Source organism: Streptomyces sp. NPDC002138 (assembly GCF_040296485.1).
Classification (GTDB): Bacteria; Actinomycetota; Actinomycetes; order Streptomycetales; family Streptomycetaceae; genus Streptomyces.
Map to the genome: position 1 here is coordinate 22,827 of NZ_JBEOXE010000035.1, position 24,101 is coordinate 46,927.

Annotated in this window: 22 protein-coding genes and 1 riboswitch; of the genes, 16 read left to right on the forward strand and 6 right to left on the reverse strand. The window is 72.7% G+C overall.

The features are described 5' to 3' along the window. Nucleotides 1-37: 37 nt before the first annotated feature. The 6 genes from ABT084_RS22585 to ABT084_RS22610 all read left to right on the forward strand — a co-directional run bounded on the left by ABT084_RS22585 (nucleotide 38) and on the right by ABT084_RS22610 (nucleotide 6,250). Complete coding sequence (locus tag ABT084_RS22585; protein WP_351046737.1) at nucleotides 38-1,153, forward strand: fatty acid desaturase family protein; 1,116 nt, start codon at nucleotides 38-40, stop codon at nucleotides 1,151-1,153. Next, entirely contained in the window at nucleotides 1,150-1,719 is a 570-nt protein-coding gene (locus ABT084_RS22590) for a hypothetical protein (protein WP_351046740.1), read from the forward strand. The genes ABT084_RS22585 and ABT084_RS22590 overlap by 4 nt, the downstream gene beginning before the upstream one ends. Before the next feature lie 204 nt (nucleotides 1,720-1,923). Then, nucleotides 1,924-2,913 (forward strand): malate dehydrogenase, encoded by a 990-nt coding sequence (locus tag ABT084_RS22595; RefSeq protein WP_351046743.1) that lies wholly within the window; start codon nucleotides 1,924-1,926, stop codon nucleotides 2,911-2,913. Between the two features lie 117 nt (nucleotides 2,914-3,030). Then, nucleotides 3,031-4,857 carry an AbeC-like domain-containing protein gene (locus ABT084_RS22600; RefSeq protein WP_351046746.1) on the forward strand — a complete coding sequence of 609 codons (1,827 nt, stop codon included), beginning with the start codon at nucleotides 3,031-3,033 and terminating at the stop codon, nucleotides 4,855-4,857. Beyond that, nucleotides 4,841-5,266 (forward strand): hypothetical protein, encoded by a 426-nt coding sequence (locus tag ABT084_RS22605; protein ID WP_351046749.1) that lies wholly within the window; start codon nucleotides 4,841-4,843, stop codon nucleotides 5,264-5,266. Before ABT084_RS22600 ends, ABT084_RS22605 begins: the two co-directional genes overlap by 17 nt. Before the next feature lie 3 nt (nucleotides 5,267-5,269). Continuing rightward, on the forward strand, nucleotides 5,270-6,250 hold the full coding sequence (locus ABT084_RS22610; RefSeq protein ID WP_351046752.1) for a serine/threonine kinase C-terminal domain-containing protein: 981 nt from the start codon (nucleotides 5,270-5,272) through the stop codon (nucleotides 6,248-6,250). A 39-nt stretch (nucleotides 6,251-6,289) separates the two neighbouring features. On the opposite strand, the gene ABT084_RS22615 is transcribed toward ABT084_RS22610, so the two are convergent. Further along, the gene (locus ABT084_RS22615) at nucleotides 6,290-6,802 is read right to left on the reverse strand and encodes a carboxymuconolactone decarboxylase family protein (protein WP_351046755.1); all 513 of its coding nucleotides are present in this window, start codon (nucleotides 6,800-6,802) and stop codon (nucleotides 6,290-6,292) included. 46 nt (nucleotides 6,803-6,848) lie between these two features. Between ABT084_RS22615 and pdxR the strand changes: the two genes are divergently transcribed. Next, entirely contained in the window at nucleotides 6,849-8,246 is a 1,398-nt protein-coding gene (gene pdxR, locus ABT084_RS22620) for a MocR-like pyridoxine biosynthesis transcription factor PdxR (protein WP_351046758.1), read from the forward strand. Between the two features lie 515 nt (nucleotides 8,247-8,761). On the opposite strand, the gene ABT084_RS22625 is transcribed toward pdxR, so the two are convergent. Beyond that, on the reverse strand, nucleotides 8,762-9,601 hold the full coding sequence (locus tag ABT084_RS22625; protein WP_351046875.1) for a DMT family protein: 840 nt from the start codon (nucleotides 9,599-9,601) through the stop codon (nucleotides 8,762-8,764). A gap of 356 nt (nucleotides 9,602-9,957) precedes the next feature. Here ABT084_RS22625 and ABT084_RS22630 point away from each other — a divergent pair, with 356 nt between their 5' ends. Together ABT084_RS22630 and ABT084_RS22635 are read left to right on the forward strand one after the other, a co-directional pair. After that, nucleotides 9,958-10,272, forward strand: coding sequence for a hypothetical protein (locus ABT084_RS22630; RefSeq protein ID WP_351046760.1), 315 nt, complete (start codon nucleotides 9,958-9,960; stop codon nucleotides 10,270-10,272). 2 nt (nucleotides 10,273-10,274) lie between these two features. Continuing rightward, nucleotides 10,275-11,489: a glutathionylspermidine synthase family protein gene (locus tag ABT084_RS22635; RefSeq protein ID WP_351046763.1), complete on the forward strand. Its 1,215-nt coding sequence runs from the start codon at nucleotides 10,275-10,277 to the stop codon at nucleotides 11,487-11,489. A gap of 18 nt (nucleotides 11,490-11,507) precedes the next feature. On the opposite strand, the gene rocD is transcribed toward ABT084_RS22635, so the two are convergent. After that, nucleotides 11,508-12,740: an ornithine--oxo-acid transaminase gene (gene rocD / locus ABT084_RS22640; protein WP_351046766.1), complete on the reverse strand. Its 1,233-nt coding sequence runs from the start codon at nucleotides 12,738-12,740 to the stop codon at nucleotides 11,508-11,510. A gap of 119 nt (nucleotides 12,741-12,859) precedes the next feature. Further along, a riboswitch (ZMP/ZTP riboswitch) is annotated at nucleotides 12,860-12,950 on the forward strand. 35 nt (nucleotides 12,951-12,985) lie between these two features. Between rocD and glyA the strand changes: the two genes are divergently transcribed. From glyA to ABT084_RS22660, 4 genes are all read left to right on the forward strand, one after another. Then, nucleotides 12,986-14,254, forward strand: coding sequence for a serine hydroxymethyltransferase (gene glyA, locus ABT084_RS22645; protein ID WP_351046769.1), 1,269 nt, complete (start codon nucleotides 12,986-12,988; stop codon nucleotides 14,252-14,254). Between the two features lie 604 nt (nucleotides 14,255-14,858). Then, complete coding sequence (trpS, locus tag ABT084_RS22650) at nucleotides 14,859-15,872, forward strand: tryptophan--tRNA ligase (RefSeq protein WP_351046772.1); 1,014 nt, start codon at nucleotides 14,859-14,861, stop codon at nucleotides 15,870-15,872. Nucleotides 15,873-15,998: 126 nt separating this feature from the next. Beyond that, on the forward strand, nucleotides 15,999-16,586 hold the full coding sequence (locus ABT084_RS22655; protein ID WP_351046775.1) for a 2'-5' RNA ligase family protein: 588 nt from the start codon (nucleotides 15,999-16,001) through the stop codon (nucleotides 16,584-16,586). A gap of 178 nt (nucleotides 16,587-16,764) precedes the next feature. After that, complete coding sequence (locus ABT084_RS22660; RefSeq protein ID WP_351046778.1) at nucleotides 16,765-17,757, forward strand: YihY/virulence factor BrkB family protein; 993 nt, start codon at nucleotides 16,765-16,767, stop codon at nucleotides 17,755-17,757. Here the strand turns inward: ABT084_RS22660 and ABT084_RS22665 are convergent. Further along, nucleotides 17,705-19,147, reverse strand: coding sequence for a D-alanyl-D-alanine carboxypeptidase (locus ABT084_RS22665; RefSeq protein WP_502968993.1), 1,443 nt, complete (start codon nucleotides 19,145-19,147; stop codon nucleotides 17,705-17,707). The two genes, ABT084_RS22660 and ABT084_RS22665, sit on opposite strands and share 53 nt — an antisense overlap. Here ABT084_RS22665 and ABT084_RS22670 point away from each other — a divergent pair. The 3 genes from ABT084_RS22670 (at nucleotide 19,086) to ABT084_RS22680 (ending at nucleotide 22,695) form a co-directional block, all read left to right on the forward strand. Further along, the gene (locus ABT084_RS22670) at nucleotides 19,086-19,385 is read left to right on the forward strand and encodes an SCO4848 family membrane protein (protein ID WP_351046783.1); all 300 of its coding nucleotides are present in this window, start codon (nucleotides 19,086-19,088) and stop codon (nucleotides 19,383-19,385) included. The genes ABT084_RS22665 and ABT084_RS22670 overlap by 62 nt on opposite strands. Before the next feature lie 65 nt (nucleotides 19,386-19,450). Further along, nucleotides 19,451-21,004 carry a metallophosphoesterase gene (locus tag ABT084_RS22675; RefSeq protein ID WP_502968997.1) on the forward strand — a complete coding sequence of 518 codons (1,554 nt, stop codon included), beginning with the start codon at nucleotides 19,451-19,453 and terminating at the stop codon, nucleotides 21,002-21,004. A 134-nt stretch (nucleotides 21,005-21,138) separates the two neighbouring features. Then, a complete protein-coding gene (locus ABT084_RS22680; protein ID WP_351046880.1) occupies nucleotides 21,139-22,695 on the forward strand; it encodes an ABC transporter substrate-binding protein in 1,557 nt (518 codons plus the stop codon). A gap of 54 nt (nucleotides 22,696-22,749) precedes the next feature. Here the strand turns inward: ABT084_RS22680 and ABT084_RS22685 are convergent, their stop codons facing one another. Both ABT084_RS22685 and ABT084_RS22690 read right to left on the reverse strand, forming a co-directional pair. After that, nucleotides 22,750-23,598, reverse strand: coding sequence for a TetR family transcriptional regulator (locus tag ABT084_RS22685; protein ID WP_502968994.1), 849 nt, complete (start codon nucleotides 23,596-23,598; stop codon nucleotides 22,750-22,752). After that, a complete protein-coding gene (locus ABT084_RS22690) occupies nucleotides 23,580-24,101 on the reverse strand; it encodes a thiol-disulfide oxidoreductase DCC family protein (RefSeq protein WP_502968995.1) in 522 nt (173 codons plus the stop codon). The genes ABT084_RS22685 and ABT084_RS22690 overlap by 19 nt, the downstream gene beginning before the upstream one ends.

A 24,101-nucleotide genomic window follows, 5' to 3' on the forward strand; every position in this document is an offset into this window, starting at 1 on the left:
CAGCCGGGACAGGGAACGTCGAGAACGGGTGGAATCGATGCCGATCGCAGAAATACCCCGGAAGCCGCAGCTCCTGTACGCACGAGCCCGCGTGACCGGGAACGACCAGACCATCTACCTCATCAAGCTGTTCGTCGCCGCGGCGCTCGTCGCCGCGGGCGTGCTCCTCACGGCGCAGGACGGACTGCTGCCCTCCGCGGCGGGCGTGGTGCTGCTCGCCGCCGTCTATACCCACATGGTGGAACTCCAGCACCAGGCGCTGCACCACACCGCCTTCACCTCCGCCAAGCCCCACCGGATCGTCGGGATCCCGCTCGGGCTGCCGCTGCTCGTGTCGTACACCCACTACCGGGTGCGCCACCTGCAGCACCACAAGGCGCTCGGGACCCCGCAGGACTCAGAGTTCTTCGGCTTCGACACCAGGGCCCCCCTCACCTGGGGGATGCTGGCGCGCGGCGCCTTCGACTACTCGCGGCTGTACGTCATCGGCCGCGAGATCGTCCGCAGCTGGCGGGGCACCTGGGAGTACGACGCCGGGGACATCTCGGAGCGCCGGCGCGGCGAGATCATGTCGGAGTACCGGTGGATGGCCGTCCTGCCGGTGGCGGCGGTGGCCCTGGCGCTCGCCGGATACGGCGGCCCCGTACTGGAGTTGTGGGTGCTGCCGCTGCTCGTCGCGGCGCCGATGCACTTCTTCCTGGAGCTGCCGGAGCACATCCTGTGCGACACGGAGACCACGGACGTGCTGCGCAACACCCGCTCCATCACCGGGAGCTGGTTCAGCACCTGGTACACCAACGGCAACAACCTGCACGTGGAGCACCACGCGGCGATGACCGTGTCGATCAACCGGCTGCGCGCCCGGCACGACGAGGTCACCACCCTGGCGAAGTACGTCGACCGCAGCTACCCGGCGTTCTTCCTGTCGGTGGCGCGGGAGGCGGCGCGCAACGCGCGGCGCTCGCCGGAAGCCCTGGCCGAGCAGGCCGAGGCGGCCCGCGCGGTCCGTGCGGCCGAGCAGGCGGGTAAGGCCCGTGCGGTCCGTACGTCCCCGGGCGCCCCGGAGTCGGTCCCCGCGGCCACCCCCGCGCCGGCCCCGGTGCCCGTGGGGGCCGCGGGCGGCTCGCACCGCTCCCGGGAGGGGTCGGAATGAACCGGCGGCCCGTCCAGGTGCAGGGGCCGGCGATCCATCTGGCCGCCGCGGTCTCCGCCCAGCGGATCCCCGGGCTGATCAGCGCTTCCTTCATCGGGAGCCAGATCCGGCTGGAGGTCCCGGAGGCCGAGTTCAGCATCTGGGTCGGGGCACACGGACCGGCCGGGCTGGCGCTGCGCGTCGAAGCGGTGTTCCGGGAGCTGGGCCAGGACCGCGGGGCGGGCGGCACCTGGTGGAACGCCTGGGACCTCACGGTGGAGTCCCCGGCGCCCGCCCCGGGGGCGGAAGCCGCGGGCGCGGAAGCGGCCTGCGAGGACTTCCGGCCCCGGGACACGCCGGGCGCGCCCGGGCCGGATGCGCCGGGAGCGGACACGCCGCGCGCCGGCGCCCGGGCACCGGCCCTCGTCCCGGGCGCGGGCGCCGTCGGCCCGGGCCACCCCCGGGCGCGGAGGTGCGTACCGGCCGAGCGCACGGCGCGGGCCCTGGCCGGGGAGATCGCCGTGGCCCGGCGGAAGTTCGCCGACCTGCTGGCGGAAGCCAGGGAACAGGGACGGGTCGCGGCCTGAACGGGGGCGCCGGCCGGGGAAACCCGGCCGGCGCCCCCGTCCGTGTGCCGTGGACCACAGGGACCGGGGGCATGGGCCGCTCCCGGGTCGGATAGCCTGACGGCGGATGTCTCTTCACGTCAAGATTCACTGCGGATATGGAGCGGCGTCCTCCCGCACATGGGGCGGGGACGCCCCACCGCCAGCTGTCTAACGGAGAAGGCCATGACCCGCACTCCCGTGAATGTCACCGTCACCGGCGCCGCCGGCCAGATCGGCTACGCGCTGCTCTTCCGCATCGCGTCCGGTCACCTGCTCGGCCCGGACGTGCCGGTCAACCTGCGCCTCCTGGAGATCCCGCAGGGCCTCAAGGCCGCCGAGGGCACCGCCATGGAGCTCGACGACTGCGCTTTCCCGCTGCTGCGCGGCATCGAGATCACCGATGACGCCAACAAGGCCTTCGACGGCGCGAACGTCGCCCTCCTGGTCGGCGCCCGCCCGCGCACGAAGGGCATGGAGCGCGGCGACCTGCTCGCGGCCAACGGTGGCATCTTCAAGCCCCAGGGCAAGGCCATCAACGACAACGCCGCGGACGACATCAAGGTCCTCGTCGTCGGCAACCCGGCCAACACCAACGCGCTCATCGCGCAGGCCGCGGCCCCGGACGTACCGGCCGAGCGCTTCACCGCGATGACCCGCCTCGACCACAACCGCGCGATCTCGCAGCTGGCCGCCAAGACCGGTGCCGCCGTCTCCGACATCAAGCGTCTGACCATCTGGGGCAACCACTCGGCCACCCAGTACCCGGACATCTTCCACGCGGAGATCGCGGGCAAGAACGCCGCCGAGCTGATCGCCGACCAGGCCTGGCTCGCCGACGACTTCATCCCGACCGTCGCCAAGCGCGGCGCGGCGATCATCGAGGCCCGTGGCGCGTCCTCGGCCGCCTCGGCCGCCAACGCCGCCATCGACCACGTGTACACGTGGGTCAACGGCACCGCCGAGGGCGACTGGACCTCCATGGGCATCCCGTCGGACGGCTCCTACGGCGTGCCGACCGGCATCATCTCGTCCTTCCCGGTCACCACCAAGAACGGCGCGTACGAGATCGTCCAGGGCCTGGACGTCAACGAGTTCTCCCGCACCCGCATCGACGCCTCCGTGGCCGAGCTGGTCGAGGAGCGCGACGCGGTCCGCGAGCTGGGCCTCATCTAGTCGTCGCCCCCCACCCCGCGCATCTCGCGCACCCCTTGCGCCCCGGCCAAACCTGGCCGGGGCGCTTTGGCTTGGATTCGACTGTCGGGCGAGGTAAAAGAAATCTAAGGTCGCCCGGTGACCGACCAAGCTCTTCCCCACCAGCCCACACCTTCCGATCGTGGCGGCGGCGGGGACGTCGTCCAGAGCGGCCGCCCCCCGGTGCACCCCGCGCTCAGCGAAGCGGGCCGGATGCTGTGTGCGGGCACCTACCTCGACGCCTCGTACCGCGATCGCGTGATCAACGAGCTGTACGTCCACGAGGAGCGCATCGTCGCCCCCTCGTACGGCTTCGACGCCGCCCGCGTCCTCGCCCACGCGCTGCGCGCCCGGCGCGCCGAACTCGGCTGGGCCGCCGGGATCATCGGCGCCTGGTTCATCGGCATGGTGCTCACCGGCGGCGCCCTCATCGCCCTGCTGCTGCCCTTCCTCCTGCTGAGCCTGTCCGGCTGGCTGCGCGGCCAGGACAGCAGACTCGTGCGCTTCCTGGGCATGGTGCTGCGCGTCTACACCTGGGTGCTGCAGTTCGTCCTGGTGATCGCCCTCATCGGGGCGGGGCTGGCCGCCGGGAACGCCTTCGGTCCGCTCGGCGTCCTCGGCGCCAACGCCTTCTTCTCCGGCTTCAGCGGTTCCGTCACCGGAACCGGGGACCCCTTCTCCTCCGGTTACGACGGCTACGGCTCCTCCGGCGCCTACGGTTCCTCCTCGGGCTCTTCCGGCCTCGGGGCCGCCTCGCCGCTCTGGTGGGTGCTCGCCGTCTTCGTGGCGCTGGTGGCGCTCGTCTGGATCCAGCGCGGCCAGGCCGCCCGGGCCATCGCCGGGGAACTCTCCCCGCGCCGGTACGCCGATCTCGCGAGCGACCCCGCCGAGGCCGCCCAGGGCGTGCGCTTCGCCCGGATCCGCGGCCGGGTCCGGGCCGAGCAGCACAACCCGCTGATCATGTACAACGTCAACGACCCGTTCTGCGGCGCGGGTGATCCGTACCGCCCGTGGCACCTGTCCGTCGAGCTGCGCCCGCGCGAGGACCTCGGCCCCGACCGCAAGGCCGTCCCGGTCACCAACAGCCACATCGTGCACCGGATCGTCCCGCTGCTCCAGGCCCTGCGCGTGCCCTCGCCGCACGGCTCCCCGGCCGCCGAGGCCGCCGTACTCGACCGGATGCGCGAACTCGTCGTCGACGAATGCGTGTTCCTGCCCGGCGGCGGGCTCCCGCACCGCGACGCCGTCCCGCTCACCCCGGACGCCTGGGCCGAGCACATGACCGGCGCCATCGAGGAAGGCGGCGAACGCCGCCGCCACTTCCTGCGCATCCGGGTCGGCGGCTGGGACGAGAACCTGGTCGTCACCCTCTTCGTCCGGGTCCACACCCAGGGCGGCATGATGATGCTGGAGGTCGCGCCGCACGTGCTGCTGCCGCTGCGCACCGTCTTCCAGAACGCCGACGCCGACGCCCACCGCTACCTCCACAACAACTGGCTGGGCAAGGCCGCCTGGGCCCTGCGCCACACCCCCGGCTCGCTCGCCTCCTCCGTCGTCATCCTCGGCCGCGGCATCGCCAGCTGGTGGCGGATCGTCACCGGCGGCCACGGCGGCGCGCTCCCCGAGGGCCCCGGCCTCTCGGTGCGCGAGCTCGCCTCCCAGGACAACGGCTCGCTCTTCCACCTCATGGACCTCGACCGGTATCTGAAAACCATTCAGGACCGGGTGGTGAGCGGTGTGACACTGGCCCTGCACGAAGCGGGCTGGCACACCGAGGAGTTCGCCCAGCGCGCGATCGTCGTCGCGGAGGGCGGGACGTTCATCCAGTCGGTGAGCAACAGCGCCTTCAGCGTCGGCGGCAGCGGACACACCAACACCACCAACCACTCGGGCAGGAGGAGGAGCAGCGGTGGCCACCAGCGGTGAGCAGGAGCGCGGCCGGGAGACCGGACAGGGGTACGGGCGGGACGCCGGTCAGGACGCCGGACGGTCCGTCCGGATCGGCGACGTCAGCGGGAGCAGTTTCAGCATCGGCGGCAGCAACAACACCAACACGGTCCACCACGGGAGCGCCGCCGCCGCGCCCGGCCCCGAGGAGCTGCTGGAGGCGGTACGGGACCTGCGCGCCGCGCTCGTACGGCTGCCCCGCGGCCCGGAGCGCAGCGCGCTCGACGCCGAACTGGACGCGGTCGCCGGTGACCTGGAGGACGCCGACGAGATCCGGCCCGGGCTGCGGGAGCGGCTGCGCGGCGCCCTGACGCGCTGGGCTCCGCTGGTCGAACCGCTGAACGCGGCGACCGCGCTCGGCGCCCTGCTCGTTTCCCTGGGGGGCTGAGCCGTGCCCCCCGCGTCCTCCGGCACGCCCCGCTGGGACTCGCAGGCGCAGCGCTGGGTCTGGGACTCCGCGGCGCCGCCCACGGCCCCGCCGACCGTGCCCGCGCAGCCCGCCGCCCCGCCGACACGGCCGGCCGACCCGCCCGCGCAGCCGCCGTACGGGCCGCCGCCGCCCGTGCACCCGGGATACGGGCCGCCGGACCCGGGGCCGCTGCCGCCGCTGGTCTTCCCGCAGCAGTATCCGGGCCATCCGCCGACGATGCCGGCGGGTTACCCGGGCGGCGGGCCCCTGGACGGGCCGTCGCCCCGGCGCTGGATGACCCCGGCGACGGCGGGCATCGCGGTGGCCGCCGTCGCGATCGGCGCGGCCGTCGTGTGGTTCGTGCTGCGCGACTCCGGCGGCGCCGCCCCGGACCAGGCGCACGGCACCGCGACGCCCAGCGCCTCGGCGCCGGTGTCCCCGGGACCGGCGGACACCCCGTCCGCCTCGGCGTCGTCCTCCGCCTCGCCCGGCGCGAGTACGAGCGCCAGTGCGAGCGCGAGTGCGAGCGCGTCGGCGGGCCACGTCACGGTGACCGACCCGAAGGGCTTCACGGTCGCCGTCCCCAAGGGCTGGACCCGGGACGACCCCGGCAACGGCATCTTCTACCGGTCCGCCGACCGCTCCTCGCTGCTCCAGATCTTCCGGGTGGTCGAACCGGAGCTGAGCCCCCTCGACGCGGTCAAGGGGGCCTCGGCGGACCTGCGCAACCGCACCAGCGGCTACACGGAGATCAAGGTCGGCGCGCTCCCCGGCGGCTCGAACGCCGCCGAGCTGGTCTACGAGTACGACAGCGCGGAGTCGCACGGGCGCAGGCGGGGCGTGGAGCGGGTCTTCTTCGCCCAGGACGGCAACAAGTGGGCCCTGCTCACGGCCGGTCCGGCCGGCGAGTGGGAGACCACCCAGGACCACCTCTCGGCGGCGGTGGGGGCCTTCCACCCGTAGGCCGTCTCTTTCGGCTCGGCGGCCGCCGCGGGGCGCGGATCAGTTCTTGTACATGCCCGGGGTGTAGTGCCCCGGCACCAGACGGGTGGTGACGCCGAACCGGTTCCATACGTTGATCGTGGCGATGACCGAGATCAGCTGGGCCAGTTCGGCTTCCTCGAAGTGCTTCGCCGCGTGCGCGTACACCTCGTCGGGAACGAAACCGTCGGTCAGGACGGTCACGGCCTCCGTCAGCTCGATCGCGGCCAGTTCCTTCTCGGTGTAGAAGTGCCGCGACTCCTCCCACGCGCCGAGGAGGACGATCCGCTCGACGCTCTCGCCCGCCGCGATCGCGTCCTTCGTGTGCATGTCCAGGCAGAAGGCGCAGTGGTTCAGCTGCGAAGCGCGGATCTTCACCAGCTCGACGAGGGCCGGGTCCAGGCCCTTCTTCGCGGCGATCTCCAGGGCGATGACGGCCTTGTAGACCTCGGGGGCGAGTGTGGCGATGTGCATCCGGGGGGAGTGCTCGGGAGCGTGGTGGTCGTGAGCGCTGTGCTGTCCGTTCGTGGTCATGGACCCACCGTACGCAGCGGGCGGCCCACCGATATGGTCCATCCTCATGACGGATTCATGGGCCACTTTCGGCGCTGACCTGCATCTGGAGCTGTCCGCGGGACGTGGTCTGCGGGCCGGGCTCACCGAAGCGCTGCGCGAGGCCGCGCGGGGCGGGCGGCTCGCCCCCGGGACCCGGCTCCCCTCCTCCCGTACGCTCGCGGCCGATCTCGGAATCGCCCGCAACACGGTCGCCGAGGCGTACGCCGAACTGGTCGCCGAGGGCTGGCTGACGGCCCGCCAGGGCTCCGGGACCCGGGTCGCGGAGCGGGCCCGCCCGCGCCGGGCCGCGGCGGCCGCGGCGGTACGCCGGCCCGCGCGCCGGGGGCCCTCGTACAGCCTGATGCCCGGCAGCCCGGACCTCGGCGGCTTCCCGCGGGCGGCCTGGCTGACCGCGGCCCGGCGCGCGCTCGCGGACGCCCCGAACGAGGCCTTCGGCTACGGCGGCGATCCGCGCGGGCGGGTGGAACTGCGCGAGGCGCTGGCCGGGTACCTGGCGCGGGCGCGCGGGGTGTACGCCGACCCGGACCGCATCGTGCTGTGCTCCGGCTTCGCGCACGGGCTGCTGCTGATGACGCGGCTGCTGCGGGCGCGCCGGGTCCGGGAGACGGCGGTGGAGGCGTACAGCCTGGACGTGCACCGCGAACTCCTCACGCGCGGGGGCCTGCGGACCAGGCCGCTGGCGCTGGACGCCGCCGGGGCGCGGACCGGGGACCTGGCCGGGCTGGGGGTGGGAGCGGTGCTCCTCACCCCGGCGCACCAGTTCCCCACCGGGGTCGCGCTGACGCCCGGGCGGCGGGCGGCCGCCGTCGACTGGGCGCGGACCAGCGGGGGCCTGATCCTGGAGGACGACTACGACGGGGAGTTCCGCTACGACCGCCAGCCGGTCGGCGCGCTCCAGGGCCTGGACCCGGACCGGGTGGTCTACCTCGGCACGGCCAGCAAGTCCCTGGCGCCGGGGCTGCGGATGGGGTGGATCGTGGCCCCGCCGGGCCTCGTCGACGAACTCCTCGCCGTCAAGGGGCGCACCGACTGGACCTCCAGCGCGCTGGACCAGCTGACGCTGGCGCAGTTCATCACGTCCGGGGCGTACGACCGGCACGTGCGCGGGATGCGGCTGCGGTACCGGCGGCGGCGGGACGAGCTCGTGGCGGCGGTGGGGGACCGGGTCGCCGTCTCCGGCATCGCGGCCGGGCTGCACGCCGTGCTGGACCTGCCCGTGGGGACGGAGCGCTCGCTCCTCCAGGCCGCGGCCTGGCAGGAGCTGGCCCTGGAAGGCCTGGCCCGCTTCCGGCACCCGGAGGCCGACATGCCGCCGCGCGACGCCCTGATCGTCGGCTACGGCACCCCCCCGGCCAGCGCCTGGACCCCCACCCTGAAGGCCCTCCAATCCACCCTCCCGTAGCCCCCCGAGGCCGGCTGGCGCTCGTGGGCGGTGCCGGGGGTGCCTGGCCCGGGAGGGCTGGTGCTGCCTCCGGCGGCGCCTCAAACGCCGGCGGGGCTGGTATTCGGCGGCGGGGCCGGGGGTGCCTGGCTCGGGAGGGCTGGTGCTGCCTCCGGCGGCGCCTCAGACGTCGGCGGGGCTGGTATTCGGCGGCGGGGCCGGGGGTGCCTGGCTCGGGAGGGCTGGTGTTGCCTCCGGCGGCGCCTCAAACGCCGGCGGGGCTGGTATTCGTCGGCGGGGCCGGGGGTGCCTGGCGAGTGCGTTCGTACCGTCAGTTGTCGGCTTGAGGTGCCACATGCAGCCTCGCCGGCGTTTGAGGCGCCGCCGGAGGCAGTCCCGGGCCGGCCGGGGCGTCGCGCGAGCGGTCGGCCTCCGGGGGAGGTGGGCTCGGGCCCCGCCGGTCTGTCAGGAGGCGCCCTCAGGGGCGAGCGGCGGGCAGGGGCCGCCCGACCGGGGCGGAGCCGGTGCCGCCCGGGTCAAGGGGGCGGCGGCCCGGTCGGAGGGGGTGGTTCGCCGAAGCGGGCCAGGGCCAGGGCGCCCGATACCGCCACCGCGAAGCCCAGGGCCGCCAGCCAGGTCAGCCCCGGCCGCGTACGGTCGCCCAGCCAGACCACGCCCACCACGGCCGGCCCGATCGTCTCGCCCAGCACCAGCCCGGCCGTGGCCGCCGTCACCGACCCCCGCTGCAGGGCCGAGGTCAGCAGCAGGAACGCCGCCCCGCCCCCCAACAGCAGCGCGTACGTCGCCGGGTTCGCCACCAGCGCCCCCGGCGCGAAGCCGTCGATCAGCCGGACCGCGACCTCCACCACCCCGAACCCGGTCCCCGCCCCCAGCCCCAGCACCAGGGCCCGCGAGCGATCCGGCAGCCGCCCCGCCACCGCCCCCACCAGCAGGACCCCCGCCGCAGCGCCCAGCATCGACCACTTGAGCGCCGTACTCCCGGGCCGGGAGCCCTCCGCCCCCGACGCCAGGCCGAGCAGTGCCAGGCCGAGGCAGACCACCCCGACCGCGCCCCACTCCGCACCGCTGAGCCGGACCTTCAGCAGCCGCGCCGCGACCACCGCGGTCACCGCCAGGCTGGCGGCCAGCGCCGCGCCGACGGCGTAGATCGGGATCGAGCGCAGGGCGATGATCTGGAAGACGAAGCCGATCCCGTCCAGCGACAGCCCGGCCAGGTACCGCCACTGCCGCAACGCCCGCAGCAGCAGCGCCGGATCCACCCCCGACCCCGTCCCCGGCTCGGCCGCCCGCGCGGCCACCGCCTGGAGCACGGAGGCCGTACCGAAACAGACCGCAGAAGCCAGCGCGCACACCATCCCGATCAGCACGGCCCCCACTCTGACACCCTCCCGCCGCCCCTGCCGGGCGCAACCCCGACAACGGCGGCGTCCAGGGGACTGGATCCAGCCGTGATCGCGGGCCCGGAGGTACGCCGGCGTCGACCTCGGCCTGCCGTTCCTATCGCCGGCCCCCCGTTGACCCGGCAGGAGACCGCGATGCGCACCGTCACGTACCACCGCGCACGCCCTGTTCGCGCGGGTCCTCGCCGACTCCGGCCTGCGCGGCTGGAGCCGGGTCGGCGGGCCCGCCTGAGGGTGGCCGGATTCCATCGGCGCGAGCGCCGCTCTAGGGTGGGGGGCCAACAGCGTCGGCCAGGGGGAGCAGCACCTACATGGACAGCGGCAGCAGCACCGGTACCACGCGGCGGCGGATGCGATCCAGCGCCGTCGCCCTCGGCGGGATGGGACTGCTCGCCGCCTCCCTCGTCGCCTGCGGTTCCAGCGACGCTCCGGACAAGCGGTGCGTGTCGAAGACCTCCCTCGACAAGCTGGACGACAAGGAGTGCCGCAGCGGCGGCCGCGGCTCCTACTACTACGGCGGCACCACGAGCAACGGCAGGGTCACCGGCGGCAGCTTCGACAAGTCCGCCGTCAGCCGCGGCGGCATCGGTGGCGGCGGCGGCAGCCACAAGTCCAGCGGCGGCTGAGCATGCGCCGTCACACCATCGAGCCCCGGCCCGACTGGCAGCGGATCGTCGAGGAGCAGGGGCTGATCTACCCCCTCACCCGCTACCCGGACGACTCCCTGCGCCCGTACTGGGACGAGAGCGCGTACTACTCCTTCACGCTTCCCGAGGTCGAGGCGCTCGAGGACGTGGTCGAGGAGCTGCACAGGATGTGCCTCGCCGCCGCCGCGCACATCGTGGAGCACGACCGCTTCGCGGACCTCGGCATCACCGATCCCCGGCTGGCCGCGCTGATCACCGGATCCTGGCGGCGGCGCGCCGAACAGCCCTCCCTCTACGGCCGTTTCGACCTGCGCTACGACGGCGCCGGCGGCCCGGCCAAGATGCTGGAGTACAACGCCGACACCCCCACCTCCCTGGTGGAGGCGGCCGGTCCGCAGTGGTTCTGGATGGAGGAGCGCTTCCCCGGCGCCGACCAGTGGAACTCCCTGCACGAGCGGCTCGTCGAGGCCTGGCGCCGCCAGGCCCGGCTGCTGCCGCCCGGGCCCGTGCACTTCGCGCACTCCGAGGCCGACGAGCTGGGCGAGGACCTGATGACGGTCGCCTACCTCCAGGAGACCGCCGAGCAGGCCGGGCTGGCGACCGAGGCCCTGCCGGTCGAGCGGATCGGCTGGGACCGGCTCTCCGGCCGGTTCGTCGACGAGAAGCTCCGCTTCATCCGCAGCTGCTTCAAGCTCTACCCGTGGGAGTGGCTGGCCGAGGACGAGTTCGGCCCGCAGGTGCTCGACACCATGGACCTCGGCGGATCCTCCGGTTCCACCCTCTGGATCGAACCGGTCTGGAAGATGCTGCTGTCCAACAAGGCGCTGCTGGCGATCCTGTGGGAGCTGTATCCGGACCACCCGAACCTGCTCCCCGCCTACCTCGACGGCCCGCGCGAGCTGGCGCACACCACGGGGTACGCGGTGAAGCCCCTGCTGGGCCGCGAGGGCGACGGGGTCACCCTGCACCCCGTCGGCGCGCCCCCGTACGCGCCCCCGCACGCACCCCCGGCCGACGCCGAGGACGACGGGCCGGTGTGCTTCCAGGGCCTCGCCCCGCTGCCCGACTTCGACGGCAACCGGGTGGTGCTCGGCGCGTGGGTCGTCGAGGACGAGGCGGCGGGGCTCGGCATCCGGGAATCCGCGGGGCCGGTCACGGACGAGTACGCCCGCTTCCTGCCCCACGTCATCCTGTAGCCGTCCTGCGGGGAACCGTTACGCCGAGAGGACCGCGCGCAGCTGGTCGAGGCCCCAGTCCAGGTCCTCCTTGCTGATGACCAGCGGCGGCGCGATCCGGATCGTGGAGCCGTGGGTGTCCTTGACCAGGACCCCCCGCTCCATCAGCTTCTCGGAGATCTCCCGGCCCGTGCCGAGCGCCGGATCGATGTCCACCCCGGCCCACAGCCCGCGCCCGCGTACGGCGGTCACCGCGCCGCCGCCCACCAGCAGGCCCAGCTCCCGGTGCAGGTGGTCGCCCAGCTCGGCGGCGCGCTGCTGGTACTCGCCGGTGCGCAGCATCGCGATCACCTCCAGGGCGACCGCGCAGGCCAGCGGGTTGCCGCCGAAGGTGGAGCCGTGCTCGCCCGGGTGGAACACCCCGAGCACGTCCCGGTCGGCGACCACCGCCGACACCGGCACCACACCGCCGCCGAGCGCCTTCCCCAGGATGTAGAGGTCCGGTACGACGCCCTCGTGGTCCAGGGCGAAGGTCTTGCCGGTCCGCCCGAGCCCCGACTGGATCTCGTCGGCCATGAACAGCACGTTCCGCTCGCGCGTGAGCTCCCGTACGGCCGTGAAGTAGCCCGGCGGCGGTACCAGCACCCCCGCCTCGCCCTGGATCGGCTCCAGCAGCACGGCGACGGTGGTGTCGGTGACGGCCGCCGCGAGGGCGTCCAGGTCGCCGTAGGGGACGATGTCGAACCCCGGCGTGTAGGGCCCGTAGTGGTCACGGGCCTCGGGGTCGGTGGAGAAGGACACGATGGTCGTCGTACGGCCGTGGAAGTTGTTGGACGCGACGACGATCCGCGCCTGGCCGTCCGGGACGCCCTTGACCTCGTAGCCCCACTTGCGGGCGGTCTTCACGGCGGTCTCCACCGCCTCCGCGCCCGTGTTCATCGGCAGCACCATCTCCTTGCCGCACAGCTCCGCCAGTTCGCGGCAGAAATCGGCGAAGCGGTCGTGGTGGAAGGCGCGCGAGGTGAGCGTGACCCGCTCCAGCTGCGCGCGGGCGGCGTCGATCAGCCGCCGGTTGCCGTGGCCGAAGTTGAGGGCCGAGTAGCCCGCGAGCATGTCGAGGTAGCGCTTGCCCGCCACGTCGGTCATCCACGCGCCCTCCGCGTGGGCGACGACGACGGGGAGGGGGTGGTAGTTGTGCGCGCTGTGCGCGTCGGCCGCGGTGATCGCGGCCGAAGTGGCGGCATTGCTCTGGGCGTCGGTCTGAGTCGACACGGGGTCTCCGTTTCGTCCGTTTCGTCCGTGCGGGACAGTGACGAGGGTGGCGTCATTCTCTATCTCGCTCACCACGCGGACGCGGAAACCTCATCCGTGGCGCGGCCGCTAAGCTGGGCGGCACGCACGGCGACTGGCGTACGGAGAACGAACTCCGGGGGAGTCGTGCGCGCAGGACCGCATCAAGGGCCGCTCGCCTGGGCCTCGCGGGGACGAGATCTGACATCGACCCCGGAGGAGCCGCCATGTCCGCGAGCCGCCATCCCGCCCTCTTCGCCACCGACCCCGAACTCGCGTCGTTCGTCGCGGCGGAGGAACAGCTGCAGGCCGACACCCTGCGCCTGATCCCCAGCGAGAACTACGTGTCCGCGGCGGTGCTCGAAGCGTCCGGCACCGTGCTGCAGAACAAGTACAGCGAGGGGTACCCGGGCCGCCGCTACTACGAGGGCCAGCAGAACATCGACCGGGTCGAGGCCCTCGCGATCGAGCGGGCCAAGGGTCTGTTCGGCGTGGACCACGCCAACGTCCAGCCGTACTCGGGCTCCCCGGCGAACCTGGCCGTCTACCTGGCCTTCGCCCGGCCCGGTGACACCGTGATGGGCATGGCCCTGCCGATGGGCGGGCACCTGACCCACGGGTGGGGCGTGTCGGCGACCGGGTCGTGGTTCCGGGGCGTGCGCTACGGCGTGCGCGCGGACACCGGCCTGATCGACTTCGACGAGGTCCGCGACCTGGCCCTCAAGGAGCGGCCGAAGATCATTTTCTGTGGTGGTACGGCGCTGCCCCGGACCATCGACTTCGCCGCCTTCGCCTCGATCGCGGAGGAGGCCGGGTCGGTCCTGGTGGCCGACGTCGCGCACATCGCGGGCCTGATCGCGGGTGGGGCGCACCCCAGCCCGGCCGGTCACGTGGACGTCATCTCCACCACCACGCACAAGACCCTGCGCGGGCCGCGCGGGGCGATGCTGATGTGCCGCGAGGAGCACGCGAAGGCCATCGACAAGGCCGTCTTCCCCGGGCTCCAGGGCGGGCCGCACAACCAGACGACGGCGGGCATCGCGGTCGCCCTGCACGAGGCGGCGCAGCCGGCGTTCGTGTCGTACGCGCACGGGGTCGTGGCCAACGCGAAGGCGCTGGCGGCGGCGCTGCTGGAGCGGGGCTTCGACCTGGTGTCGGGCGGCACCGACAACCACCTGATCCTGATGGACCTGACCTCGCGGGGCGTCGCGGGGAAGGTGGCGGCCAAGGCGCTGGACCGGGCGGGGATCGTCGTGAACTACAACACGGTGCCGTTCGATCCGCGCAAGCCGTTCGATCCCTCGGGGGTGCGGATCGGGACGCCGTCGCTGACGTCGCGGGGGCTGCGGCCGGAGCACATGCCGGTGGTCGCGGAGTGGATCGCGCGGGGGGTGGCGGCCGGGGCCGCCGGTGACGAGGCGGCCCTGGCCGCGATCCGCACCGAGGTGACCACCCTGATGTCCGCCTTCCCGGCCCCGGGCCTCCCCCTGGCCTGACCCCCGCGGCGGAACGGTCCGGCGGGCCCGACCCCCCTCCGGGGTGCGCCTCAATCGCCGGCGCGGCCAAGGGTGCCGCGCCGGCACCAGGCCCCACCGGCCGTCGTCCCCTCCGGGGGCGCCTCAATCGCCGGCGCGGCTGGATTTGCTTCCCCCGGACCTCAGCCCTCGGGCGAGGCCCGTACCCACCCCACACCCCTCGGGCGAGGCTCGTGCTCACCCCACACCCCTCGGCCGATCCCCACGCCCGGCCACCCCAGCCCCGCCGGCGTTTGAGGCGCCCCCGGAGGGGAGGGCGACCGTCAGCCGGGTCGCCCCTCAGCCTCGGCGGCGCGGCCGGGGCCCGGCCATCCCAGCCCCGCCGGCGTTTGAGGCGTGCCCCGGTGGGGTGGCGGCCGCAGGGCGGGCTGGGGTGGGTCGGAGCCAGGCCACCGCCGGGGGAAAGCGGTCGCTTGATTCGTGCAAGATCAAGCCGACCGGGTACGCACGGGTACGGACGGTGACGCCCGGCCGCACCGGGCCCGACCCCCCACACCCCGCCGGAGGCAACCGGTTCCGGCCAGCGCGGGCCGAAGACCGCCCCCGCACCTGAGAGAATGGCGGCATGGCCTCTGATCGTCCCCGCGCGCTCTCCGGTATCCAGCCCACCTCCGGTTCGTTCCACCTCGGGAACTACCTCGGAGCGATTCGGCAGTACGTCGCCCTGCAGGAATCACACGACGCCTTCTACATGGTCGTCGACCTGCACGCGATCACCATGCCGCAGGATCCGAAGGAACTCCGCGCCAATACGCGGCTCTCCGCCGCTCAGCTGCTCGCCGCCGGCCTCGACCCGGAGCGCTGCACCCTCTTCGTCCAGAGCCACGTGCCCGAGCACGCGCAGCTCGGCTGGGTCATGAACTGCATCACCGGCTTCGGCGAGGCCAGCCGGATGACCCAGTTCAAGGACAAGTCCGCGAAGTCGGGCGCCAACAACGCCACCGTCGGCCTGTTCACGTACCCGATCCTCCAGGTCGCCGACATCCTGCTGTACCAGGCCAACGCCGTCCCCGTCGGCGAGGACCAGCGCCAGCACATCGAGCTGACCCGCGACCTGGCCGAACGCTTCAACCAGCGCTTCGGCAAGACCTTCACCGTCCCGGCCGCCCACATCGTCAAGGAGGTCGCGAAGATCTACGACCTCCAGGACCCGGCGATCAAGATGTCGAAGTCCGCCTCCACCCCCAAGGGCCTGATCAACCTCCTCGACGAGCCCAAGGCCACCGAGAAGAAGATCAAGAGCGCGGTCACCGACACCGAGGCCGAGATCCGCTTCGACGCCGAGAAGAAGCCCGGCGTCAGCAACCTGCTCACGATCTACTCCACCCTCACGGGTACGGCGATCCCCGTCCTGGAGGAGAAGTACGAGGGCAAGGGCTACGGCGCGCTGAAGACCGACCTGGCCGAGGTCATGGTCGATTTCGTCACGCCGTTCAAGCAGCGCACCCAGGAATACCTGGACGACCCGGCGACGCTGGACGACGTACTCGCCAAGGGTGCGCAGAAGGCCCGCGCGGTCGCTTCGGAGACCCTCGCGAGCGCGTACGACCGGCTCGGTTTCCTGCCCGCGAAGCACTGACGGCGGGCCCCCGGAGTGCCGGGGACCTGCGACTCTGGCCGTTTGGAAGAGCTGGCCCCACACTGGGGTCGGAACACCTCGCACAGGCGACGCACAGACCGCATCCAGATGACTGAGGAGACATACGTGGGGACCGTAACGCTCGGCGTTTCGATCTCGGTCCCGGAGCCGTACGGCAGCCAGCTCCAGCAGCTGCGCGCCGGCTTCGGGGACGCTGCCGCGCACGGCATCCCCACGCATGTCACCCTCGTGCCGCCCACGGAGGTGGAGGAGGACTGCCTTCCGGCGATCCGGGCCCACCTGACCGAGGTCGCGGCGGCCTTCCGCCCCTTCGCGATGCGGCTCTCGGGCACGGGCACCTTCCGCCCGCTCTCGCCCGTCGTCTTCGTCAAGGTCGTCGAGGGCGCCGCGGGCTGCACCCGGCTCCAGGGCCAGGTCCGCGACCCCGAGGGCCCGGTCAGCCGCGAGCTGGCCTTCCCGTACCACCCGCACGTCACCGTCGCCCACGGGATCTCCGAGGAGGCGATGGACCTGGCTTTCGAGTCCCTCGCCGACTACGACGCCGACTGGCTCTGCACGGGCTTCGCGCTCTACGAGCAGGGCTCCGACGGGGTCTGGCGCAAGCTGCGCGAGTACCCGTTCGGGACGGGCCCGACGGGCGTTCCGGCACAGGCGGGCTCACCCGTCGACGAGCCGACCGCACGCCGCGCCTGACCCCGCTCCCGGCCGACCGGACGCAGCGGCCGCAGGGCCCGCAGCGTGCGGAACCGGAGCTTTCGAAGGACCAGGTCGTGGAACGGGCGAGCCGTCGGGCGGAAAGTCACAATCGACGACCGTAGCGCCCGAAAGCGGCAATCCCGGCTATTTCCGGACGCTGAATTACGGTGACCCCATGGACTGGCTGACGAAACTCCCCCTGATCGGGCCCCTGGTGAGCCGTCTCATGCGGACCCACGCCTGGCGTTCGTACGAGCGCCTGGACCGGGTGCGCTGGAGCCGGCTCGCCGCCGCCATCACCTTCATCAGCTTCCTCGCGCTCTTTCCGCTGATCACGGTGGCCGCGGCCATCGGCGCGGCGCTGCTCACCCCCGACCAGCTCACCCGGCTGGAGGCCAACCTGGCCAAGCAGGTGCCCGGGATCTCCGACCAGCTCGACCTCGACGCCCTGGTCGCGAACGCGGGCACGGTCGGCCTCGTCGCCGGCGCGGTCCTGCTCTTCACCGGCATCGGGTGGGTCACGTCCATGCGCGGCTGTCTGCGCGTGGTCTGGGACAAGGACGACGAGGACGACGGGAACCCCTTCGTCCGCAAGGGCAAGGACGCGCTCGTCCTCATCGGCCTCGGCGGCGCGGCCCTGGCGTCGGCCGGTGCCTCGATCCTCGGCTCCACCGCGGTCGGCCGCTTCGGCGCGTGGCTGGGCCTGCCCGACCACGGCGCGGGCGGCGCGGTCCTGCGCGGCGCCGCCTTCGCGGTCGGGGTGCTGGCCGCCTTCCTGCTCCTGCTGTACGTCCTGACCCTGCTGCCCGGGGTCCAGCCGCCGCGCCGCCGCCTGGTCCAGGCGGCCCTCATCGGCGCGGCCGGCTTCGAACTGCTGAAACTGCTGCTCAGCAGCTATATGCGGGGGGTCGCGGCGAAGAGCATGTACGGGGCCTTCGGTGTCCCCATCGCCCTGCTGCTCTGGATCAACTTCACCGCGAAGCTGCTCCTCTTCTGCGCCGCCTGGACGGCGACCCGCGACGACGCGGAGGACCCGGAGTCCGCGCAGGACCCGAAGATCACGCTGGACAAGCGGGATGAGCAGGACGAGCGGGACGAGCCGAGTGATCGGGAGATCAGTCCTTCTCCCCGCCGCGCGCCTGACGGCCCCGCGGCCAGCGCCGGTTGATCACGAAGGCCGCGGCCGCGAGGGCCGCGACCACACCGCCCGCGATGCCGAGCGCCGTACCGAGCCCGCCGCCGCCCTCCTCGCTCGCCGCCGCGGTCTGCTTGTTCTCGTGCGACTGCGCGGGGGAGCCGTGCGAGGAGGTGTCCGCGCTCTTCGGCGGCACCAGCTCGCCGATCGGCTTCACCTTCCCGGCCGCCGCGAAACCCCAGTCGAAGAGGGTCGCGGTCTCCTCGTAGACCGCGTTGACGCCGCCCGCGGCCGGGTTCATCACCGTCACCACGAGCTTCTTGTCCCCGCGCTGGGCGACGCCGGTGAAGGTGGACCCGGCCATGGTGGTGTTGCCGTTCTTCACGCCCGCGATGCCCTTGTACGGGGTGATGCCCCCCGCGCCCGTCATCAGCCGGTTGGTGTTCTGGATCTCGAAGGCGTCGCGCGGCTGGCCGGGCTTCTGCTCGCCCGGGAACTTCGCGCTCGCCGTGGCGGCGTACTCCCGGAAGTCCTTCTTCTGCAGACCGGAGCGGGCGAAGAGTGTCAGGTCGTACGCGCTGGACACCTGGTCCGGGGCGTCGTAGCCGTCGGGGGAGATCACGTGCGTGTCGAGGGCCTGCAACTCCTCCGCGTGCGCCTGCATGTCCTTGACGGTCTTCTCCACGCCGCCGTTCATGGACGACAGCACGTGCACGGCGTCGTTGCCGGAGCGCAGGAACACGCCGAGCCACAGGTCGTGGACGGTGTACTCGAGGTCCTCCTTGACCCCGACCAGGCTGCTGCCCGCGCCCACCCCGGCCAGGTCCTCCTGGCTGACCTTGTGCACCTGCTCCTTGGGGAGCGTGGGCAGCACGGTGTCCGCGAAGAGCATCTTCATGGTGGAGGCCGGGGGCAGCCGCCAGTGCGCGTTCTGCGCGGCCAGCACCTCGCCGGTCTCCGCGTCGGCCACGATCCAGGAGCGCCCGGTCAGGTTCGTCGGCAGCGCGGGCGCGCCCGGCAGCAGATGGACCTGCGGGCCCGGCTGGCCGAGCAGGGCGCCGCCGACCGCGGACATCCCCGCGGGCGGCGCGGGCGCCTTCACCGGGGGCTTGGCGCCCTTGCCGTCCGGTGACGGGGTGGGCGTGGGGGCGGGAGTGACGGCGTACGCGGGGGCCACGGCCAGGGCGGGCAGCAGCAACGCGGCGGAGAGGACCGTCAGCGCGGTCTTTTTGGCAGACACGGACGAGAACGTACATCGCATTGCCGCGTCAGCCGGTCCGCTCCGGCCAACCCGCCGCAACCACCGCCGGGACAGCCCACCCCGGCGCGTCCGTCCTGGGGACGGAACCGATACTGGGCCCATGAGACTCAGCCGCGCCGCCTCCTGGTTCCTGCTCGCCTTCGGAGTGTGGAGCTGGTTCATCTGGGTTTCTTTCGTCCGGAACCTGTGGAAGGACGGCAGCGGACTGGCCTTCGACGGCGCCGGTGACCCCACCGCGTACTTCTGGGTGCACCTGACGCTCGCCGTTACGTCCTTTCTGCTGGGGACGGGTGTGGGGGTCATCGGGTTGCTCGGGGTGCGGGCGCTGCGGCGTGGATCACGTGACGCGGGCTCGGACGGTGCGGGCTCGGGCGGCGCGGGCTCGGGCGGCGCGGCGTGACCGTCCTGATCTTCGCCCTGGTGGCGCTGGCGGTCCTGGCCCTGTTGGTGCTGGTGCACCGCTGGTTGTGGATCCGGCTGGTCCGCGATACGACGGCCCCGGGCGGGTGGCCGCGGCGCGTGCTGACCGGTTGTGCGGTCGGGCTGCCGGTGCTGTCCGTGGCGGCGCTGGTCGCCGGGCGGGCGGGGGCGCCGTTCTGGGTGCAGCGGGGGGTGGCGTGGCCGGGGTTCATGTGGCTGGCGGTGCTCTTGTACCTGTCCCTGGCCATGCTCGTGGCCGAACCGGCCCGCCTCCTCCTCCTCCGCCACCCGCGCCCCACCCCGGCCGACGCCTCAATCGCCGGCGGGGCTGGGGTTGCCGACGGGCCGCCCGCCCAGGCTTCGTCCGCGGCTCCGCTGGCCTCCGGCGGCGCCTCAATCGCCGGCGGGGCTGGGGTTGCCGCCGGGCGGGCTGGTGAGTCGGTGCTGGGTTCTGGGGTTTCGTCCGCGGGTCCGTTGGCCTCCGGCGGCGCCTCAATCGCCGGCGGGGCTGGGGTTGTCTCGGGCGAGGCTGGGTTTGTCTCCGGCGGGGCTGGGATTGCCGACGGGCCAGCGGGGGAGCTGCGCTCCGGGAGTGCGGCGGCTTTGGTCGCGCCGACCTCTTCAGCCTCGCCGGCGTTTGAGGCGCCGCCGGAGGCGAAGGCGGGCGGGCGGGCGGAGGGGCAGGCGCCGGCCCCCCAAGCCTCGCCGGCGATTGAGGCGCCGCCGGAGGCGACGCGGGCGGGGGCAGCCCAGGCCGCCAGGGGGGTGGGGAGCAGTCGGCGGGTGTTTGTGGCGCGGGTGCTGGCCGGGGCGGCGGTGGCGGCGGCCGGCGGGACCGTCGGGTACGGGACGTACGGCGTGCTGCGCGGACCCCGCGTCAAGCGCGTCACCGTCCCCCTCGCCAAACTGCCCCGCGCAGCCCACGGCTTCCGGATCGCCGTCGTGAGCGACATCCACCTCGGCCCCATCCTCGGCCGCGCCCACACCACCCGCATCGTCGACACCGTCAACGCCACCCAGCCCGACCTGATCGCCATCGTCGGCGACCTCGTGGACGGCTCGGTCCACGACCTCGGGCCCGCCGCGGAACCCCTGGCCCGGCTCACCGCACGGCACGGGAGCTTCTTCGTCACCGGCAACCACGAGTACTTCTCCGGGGCCCGGCAGTGGGTGGACCACGTCCGCGAGCTGGGCCTGCACCCGCTCGAGAACGCCCGCCAGGAGCTGCCGTACTTCGACCTCGCCGGCGTCAACGACGTCGCGGGCGAGAGCGAGGGCGAGGGCCCGGACTTCGACAAGGCCCTCGGCGGCCGCGACCGCGCCGACCGGACGGCCGTACTCCTCGCCCACCAGCCGATCGTGATCCACGACGCGGTCCGCCACGGGGTGGACCTCCAGCTCTCCGGCCACACCCACGGCGGCCAGCTGTGGCCGGGAAACTACCTCGCGGAACTCGCCAACCCGACCGTTGCGGGCCTGGAGCGGTACGGGGACACTCAGCTCTACGTGTCGAGGGGAGCCGGTGCGTGGGGACCGCCCGTGAGGGTCGGTGCACCCTCTGACATCACCGTCGTGCAACTCGCGTCATACCAGACATAATTCCTCCAACCCGACACCGAAACGCCCTTCCACCCCCGAATTTTCCGTGATTGGGTGACCGGTAATCGGATAAACATGCGTCAGCAGCGGACACGCGGCCCGGCGCGGGGTGGGCAATGAGGAGTTCAGGGATGCTGCGGTCTGTCCGCTCCAAGATCATCGCGGCTGGGCTGGTCCTGGCTGTCGCCGGCGCGGGGGCGTGGGTGATGCTGCCGGACGACGCCGCCGGACATGGCGCGATCACGGTGGGTACGACCGACGCCGTGTCCTCCCTGGACCCGGCCGGGGCGTACGACGCCGGCTCCTGGGCGCTGTACAGCAACGTCTACCAGTCGCTGCTGACCATCAAGCCCGGCTCGGACGTCCCGGTTCCCGACGCGGCCACGGCCTGCAAGTTCATCGGGGCCAAGCTCACCACGTACCAGTGCGAGCTGCGCACCGACGTGAAGTTCTCCAACGGCCGCGCGATCACGGCCGAGGACGTGAAGTTCTCGTTCGACCGGATCAAGGCGATCAACTCCAAGCAGGGCCCGGCGCCGCTGTTCAACACCCTGGAGTCGGTCAAGGCCGAGGGCAGGACGGTCACCTTCAACCTCTCCGCCCGTGACGCCACCTTCCCCTTCAAGATCGCGACGGGCGCCGCCGCGATCGTCGACAAGGACAAGTACCCGGCGAAGGCGCTGCGCGAGGACGACAAGGTGGACGGCTCGGGACCGTACGTCCTGGGCGCCTACAAAGAGGGCGCGAGCGCCGAGCTGAAGCCGAACGCGGGCTACAACGGTCAGGTCAAACCGGCCAAGTCGGCCGTCACGGTCAAGTACTTCAAGGACTCCGAGACGCTGAACGCGGCCTGGAAGGACCACAGGATCCTCGTCGCCCACCGCGACATGCCCCCGGAGGTCCTCGCGGCTCTCAACCCGGGCCTGAAGGACACCCGCTACCAGGAGTCCGGCGGCACCGAGACCCGCAGCCTGGTCTTCAACGTCCGCCCGGGTTCGGCCATGGCGAAGCAGCCGGTCCGCCAGGCGATCGCCGCCCTGCTCGACCGGTCGAAGATCGCGGGGGAGACGTACAAGGGAACGGTCACCCCCCTGTACTCCATCGTCCCGGCGGGCATCGCCGGCCACAGCACGCCGTTCTTCGACTCTTACCCGGCACCGAACGCCGCAAACGCGAGGAAGATCCTCAAGGACGCCGGCATCGATGCCCCCGTCAGCTTCAAGCTCGGGTTCAACGTGCGCGGTGCGAACGTCCAGGAGGGCGCCGAGATCAAGCGGCAGCTGGAGTCCTCGGGCCTCTTCCAGGTGCAGACCGAGTCCGTGCCCGTGTGGGAGGACTTCCAGAAGGACTACGCGGCGGGCAAGTTCGACGCCTACACCATCGGCTGGATCCCCGACTTCCCGGACGCGGACAACTTCGGCGCTCCGCTCGTCGGCGCCGACTCCAGCATGAACAACGGCTTCGCCGACAAGACGGTGGGCGACCTGATCACCCGTACCCAGTCCTTCTCGAACCGCAGCGAGGCGGCGAACGACTTCCGCGAGCTCCAGCGGGTCGTCTCCCAGCAGATCCCGCTGCTGCCGATCTGGCAGAAGAAGGACTACGTCCTGTCCCGCGAGAGCGTCACCGGTGCGCAGTACCTCTCCGACGGCACGGGCGTGTGGCGCCTGTGGGAGCTGAACTGGCTGTAGGCCGCGGGGGGCAACGGGTCCCCGAGGCCCCCGGGCCCGCAGGCGTCGGACGGCTCAGCCGTCCGACGCCTCTTGCGTTCCGGCCCCGGCGCCCTTCCCCGGCTTCCCCGCCCTGTCCGCCCTATCCGTCTTATCCGTCTTCTCCGTCTTCTCCGACTTGGAGAACCGGGACGCCTTCTTCCTGGCGGCGGCCGCCTGGGCCATGCCGGGCAGGAAGTCCGAGAACAGCTCGTGCAGTTCGCGCACGAGCGGCCGCAGCACCCGGAAGCGGGCCAGCACGATCCCGCGCGTGGTCAGCTGCGCGCCGCGGTCGGCCAGCCGCCGTGTCTTCTCGCTGTTCTCCGAGCGGTCGAAGACCCAGTAGAGGACCAGCCCCATCTGCGAGAGCCACATCAGCTCCGGCAGTACGTCGGCCAGCTCCTCGGGCACCTTCGTCTTCGCCCCGGCCAGGACTTCCTTGTGCATCAGGATGGCCTGCCGCCGGGCGGGCTCCGATTCGGGGGAGAACGGGCTGAGCGGGCTCTCGGGGTCCGCCGCGTTCTTGAAGAACTGCGCGGCGAACTCGTGGAAGGGCTCCGCGATGTCCAGCCAGCTGGTCAGGACCCCCGCGAGCCGCGTCTGCAGGTCGGTCTCGTTGTCCAGGATCGGCCGGACGGCAGCCTGGTGGGCGGTGCCGATCCGGTCGTAGAAGCCCTGGACCAGGTGTTCCTTGGACTCGAAGTAGTAGTAGGCGTTGCCCACCGAGACTCCGGCCTCCTTGGCGATGGCCCGCATGGTCGTCTTGTCGTAACCGCGCTCCTGGAAGAGCTTGAGGGCGGTCTCGAGGATGAGCGTGCGGGTCTGTTCGCTCTTCGGAGCCTTTTGATCAGTCACGGTGTCCGACCTTATCGGGGTACGGCGCATTGGTCGTCACAGAGCATCCCGGACGCGGGATCCCCCGGGCCCCGGGCGGCGCCCCGCCAGGCCGCCGCCGCGAGCATCGTGGCCCGGGCGAAGGGCCTTCCGGCCGGTGTGGCCAGCCAGTTGGCCTTCGGCCGGTGCTCGACGAGGGCCCACAGGACCACGATGAAGGCGTCCGTACCGGTCCACACCTGCCCGCCGTCCCCGACCACGGTGATCTCGCGGAGCGTCGACGCGTGGTCGAGGCGCGGGAAGCGTTGCCAGGCCGCCTGCGAGCCCGCCGGGATCAGTGCCAGCGGGACGAGCCAGCGCTGGCTCAGCAGCCAGTTCCGGATGTGCCTGCAGAGCGAGCAGTGGGCGTCGTACAGGACGACGAGCCTGCGTACGGGGGCCCGTCGGGGTCCGGCGGCCGTCATCTGCGGCTGCGGCTGCGGCTGGGCCTGCGACGGATTCTGCGGTTGCGGCTGCGGCTGGGCCTGCGGCTGGGTCTGCGTCGTGGTCGTCAT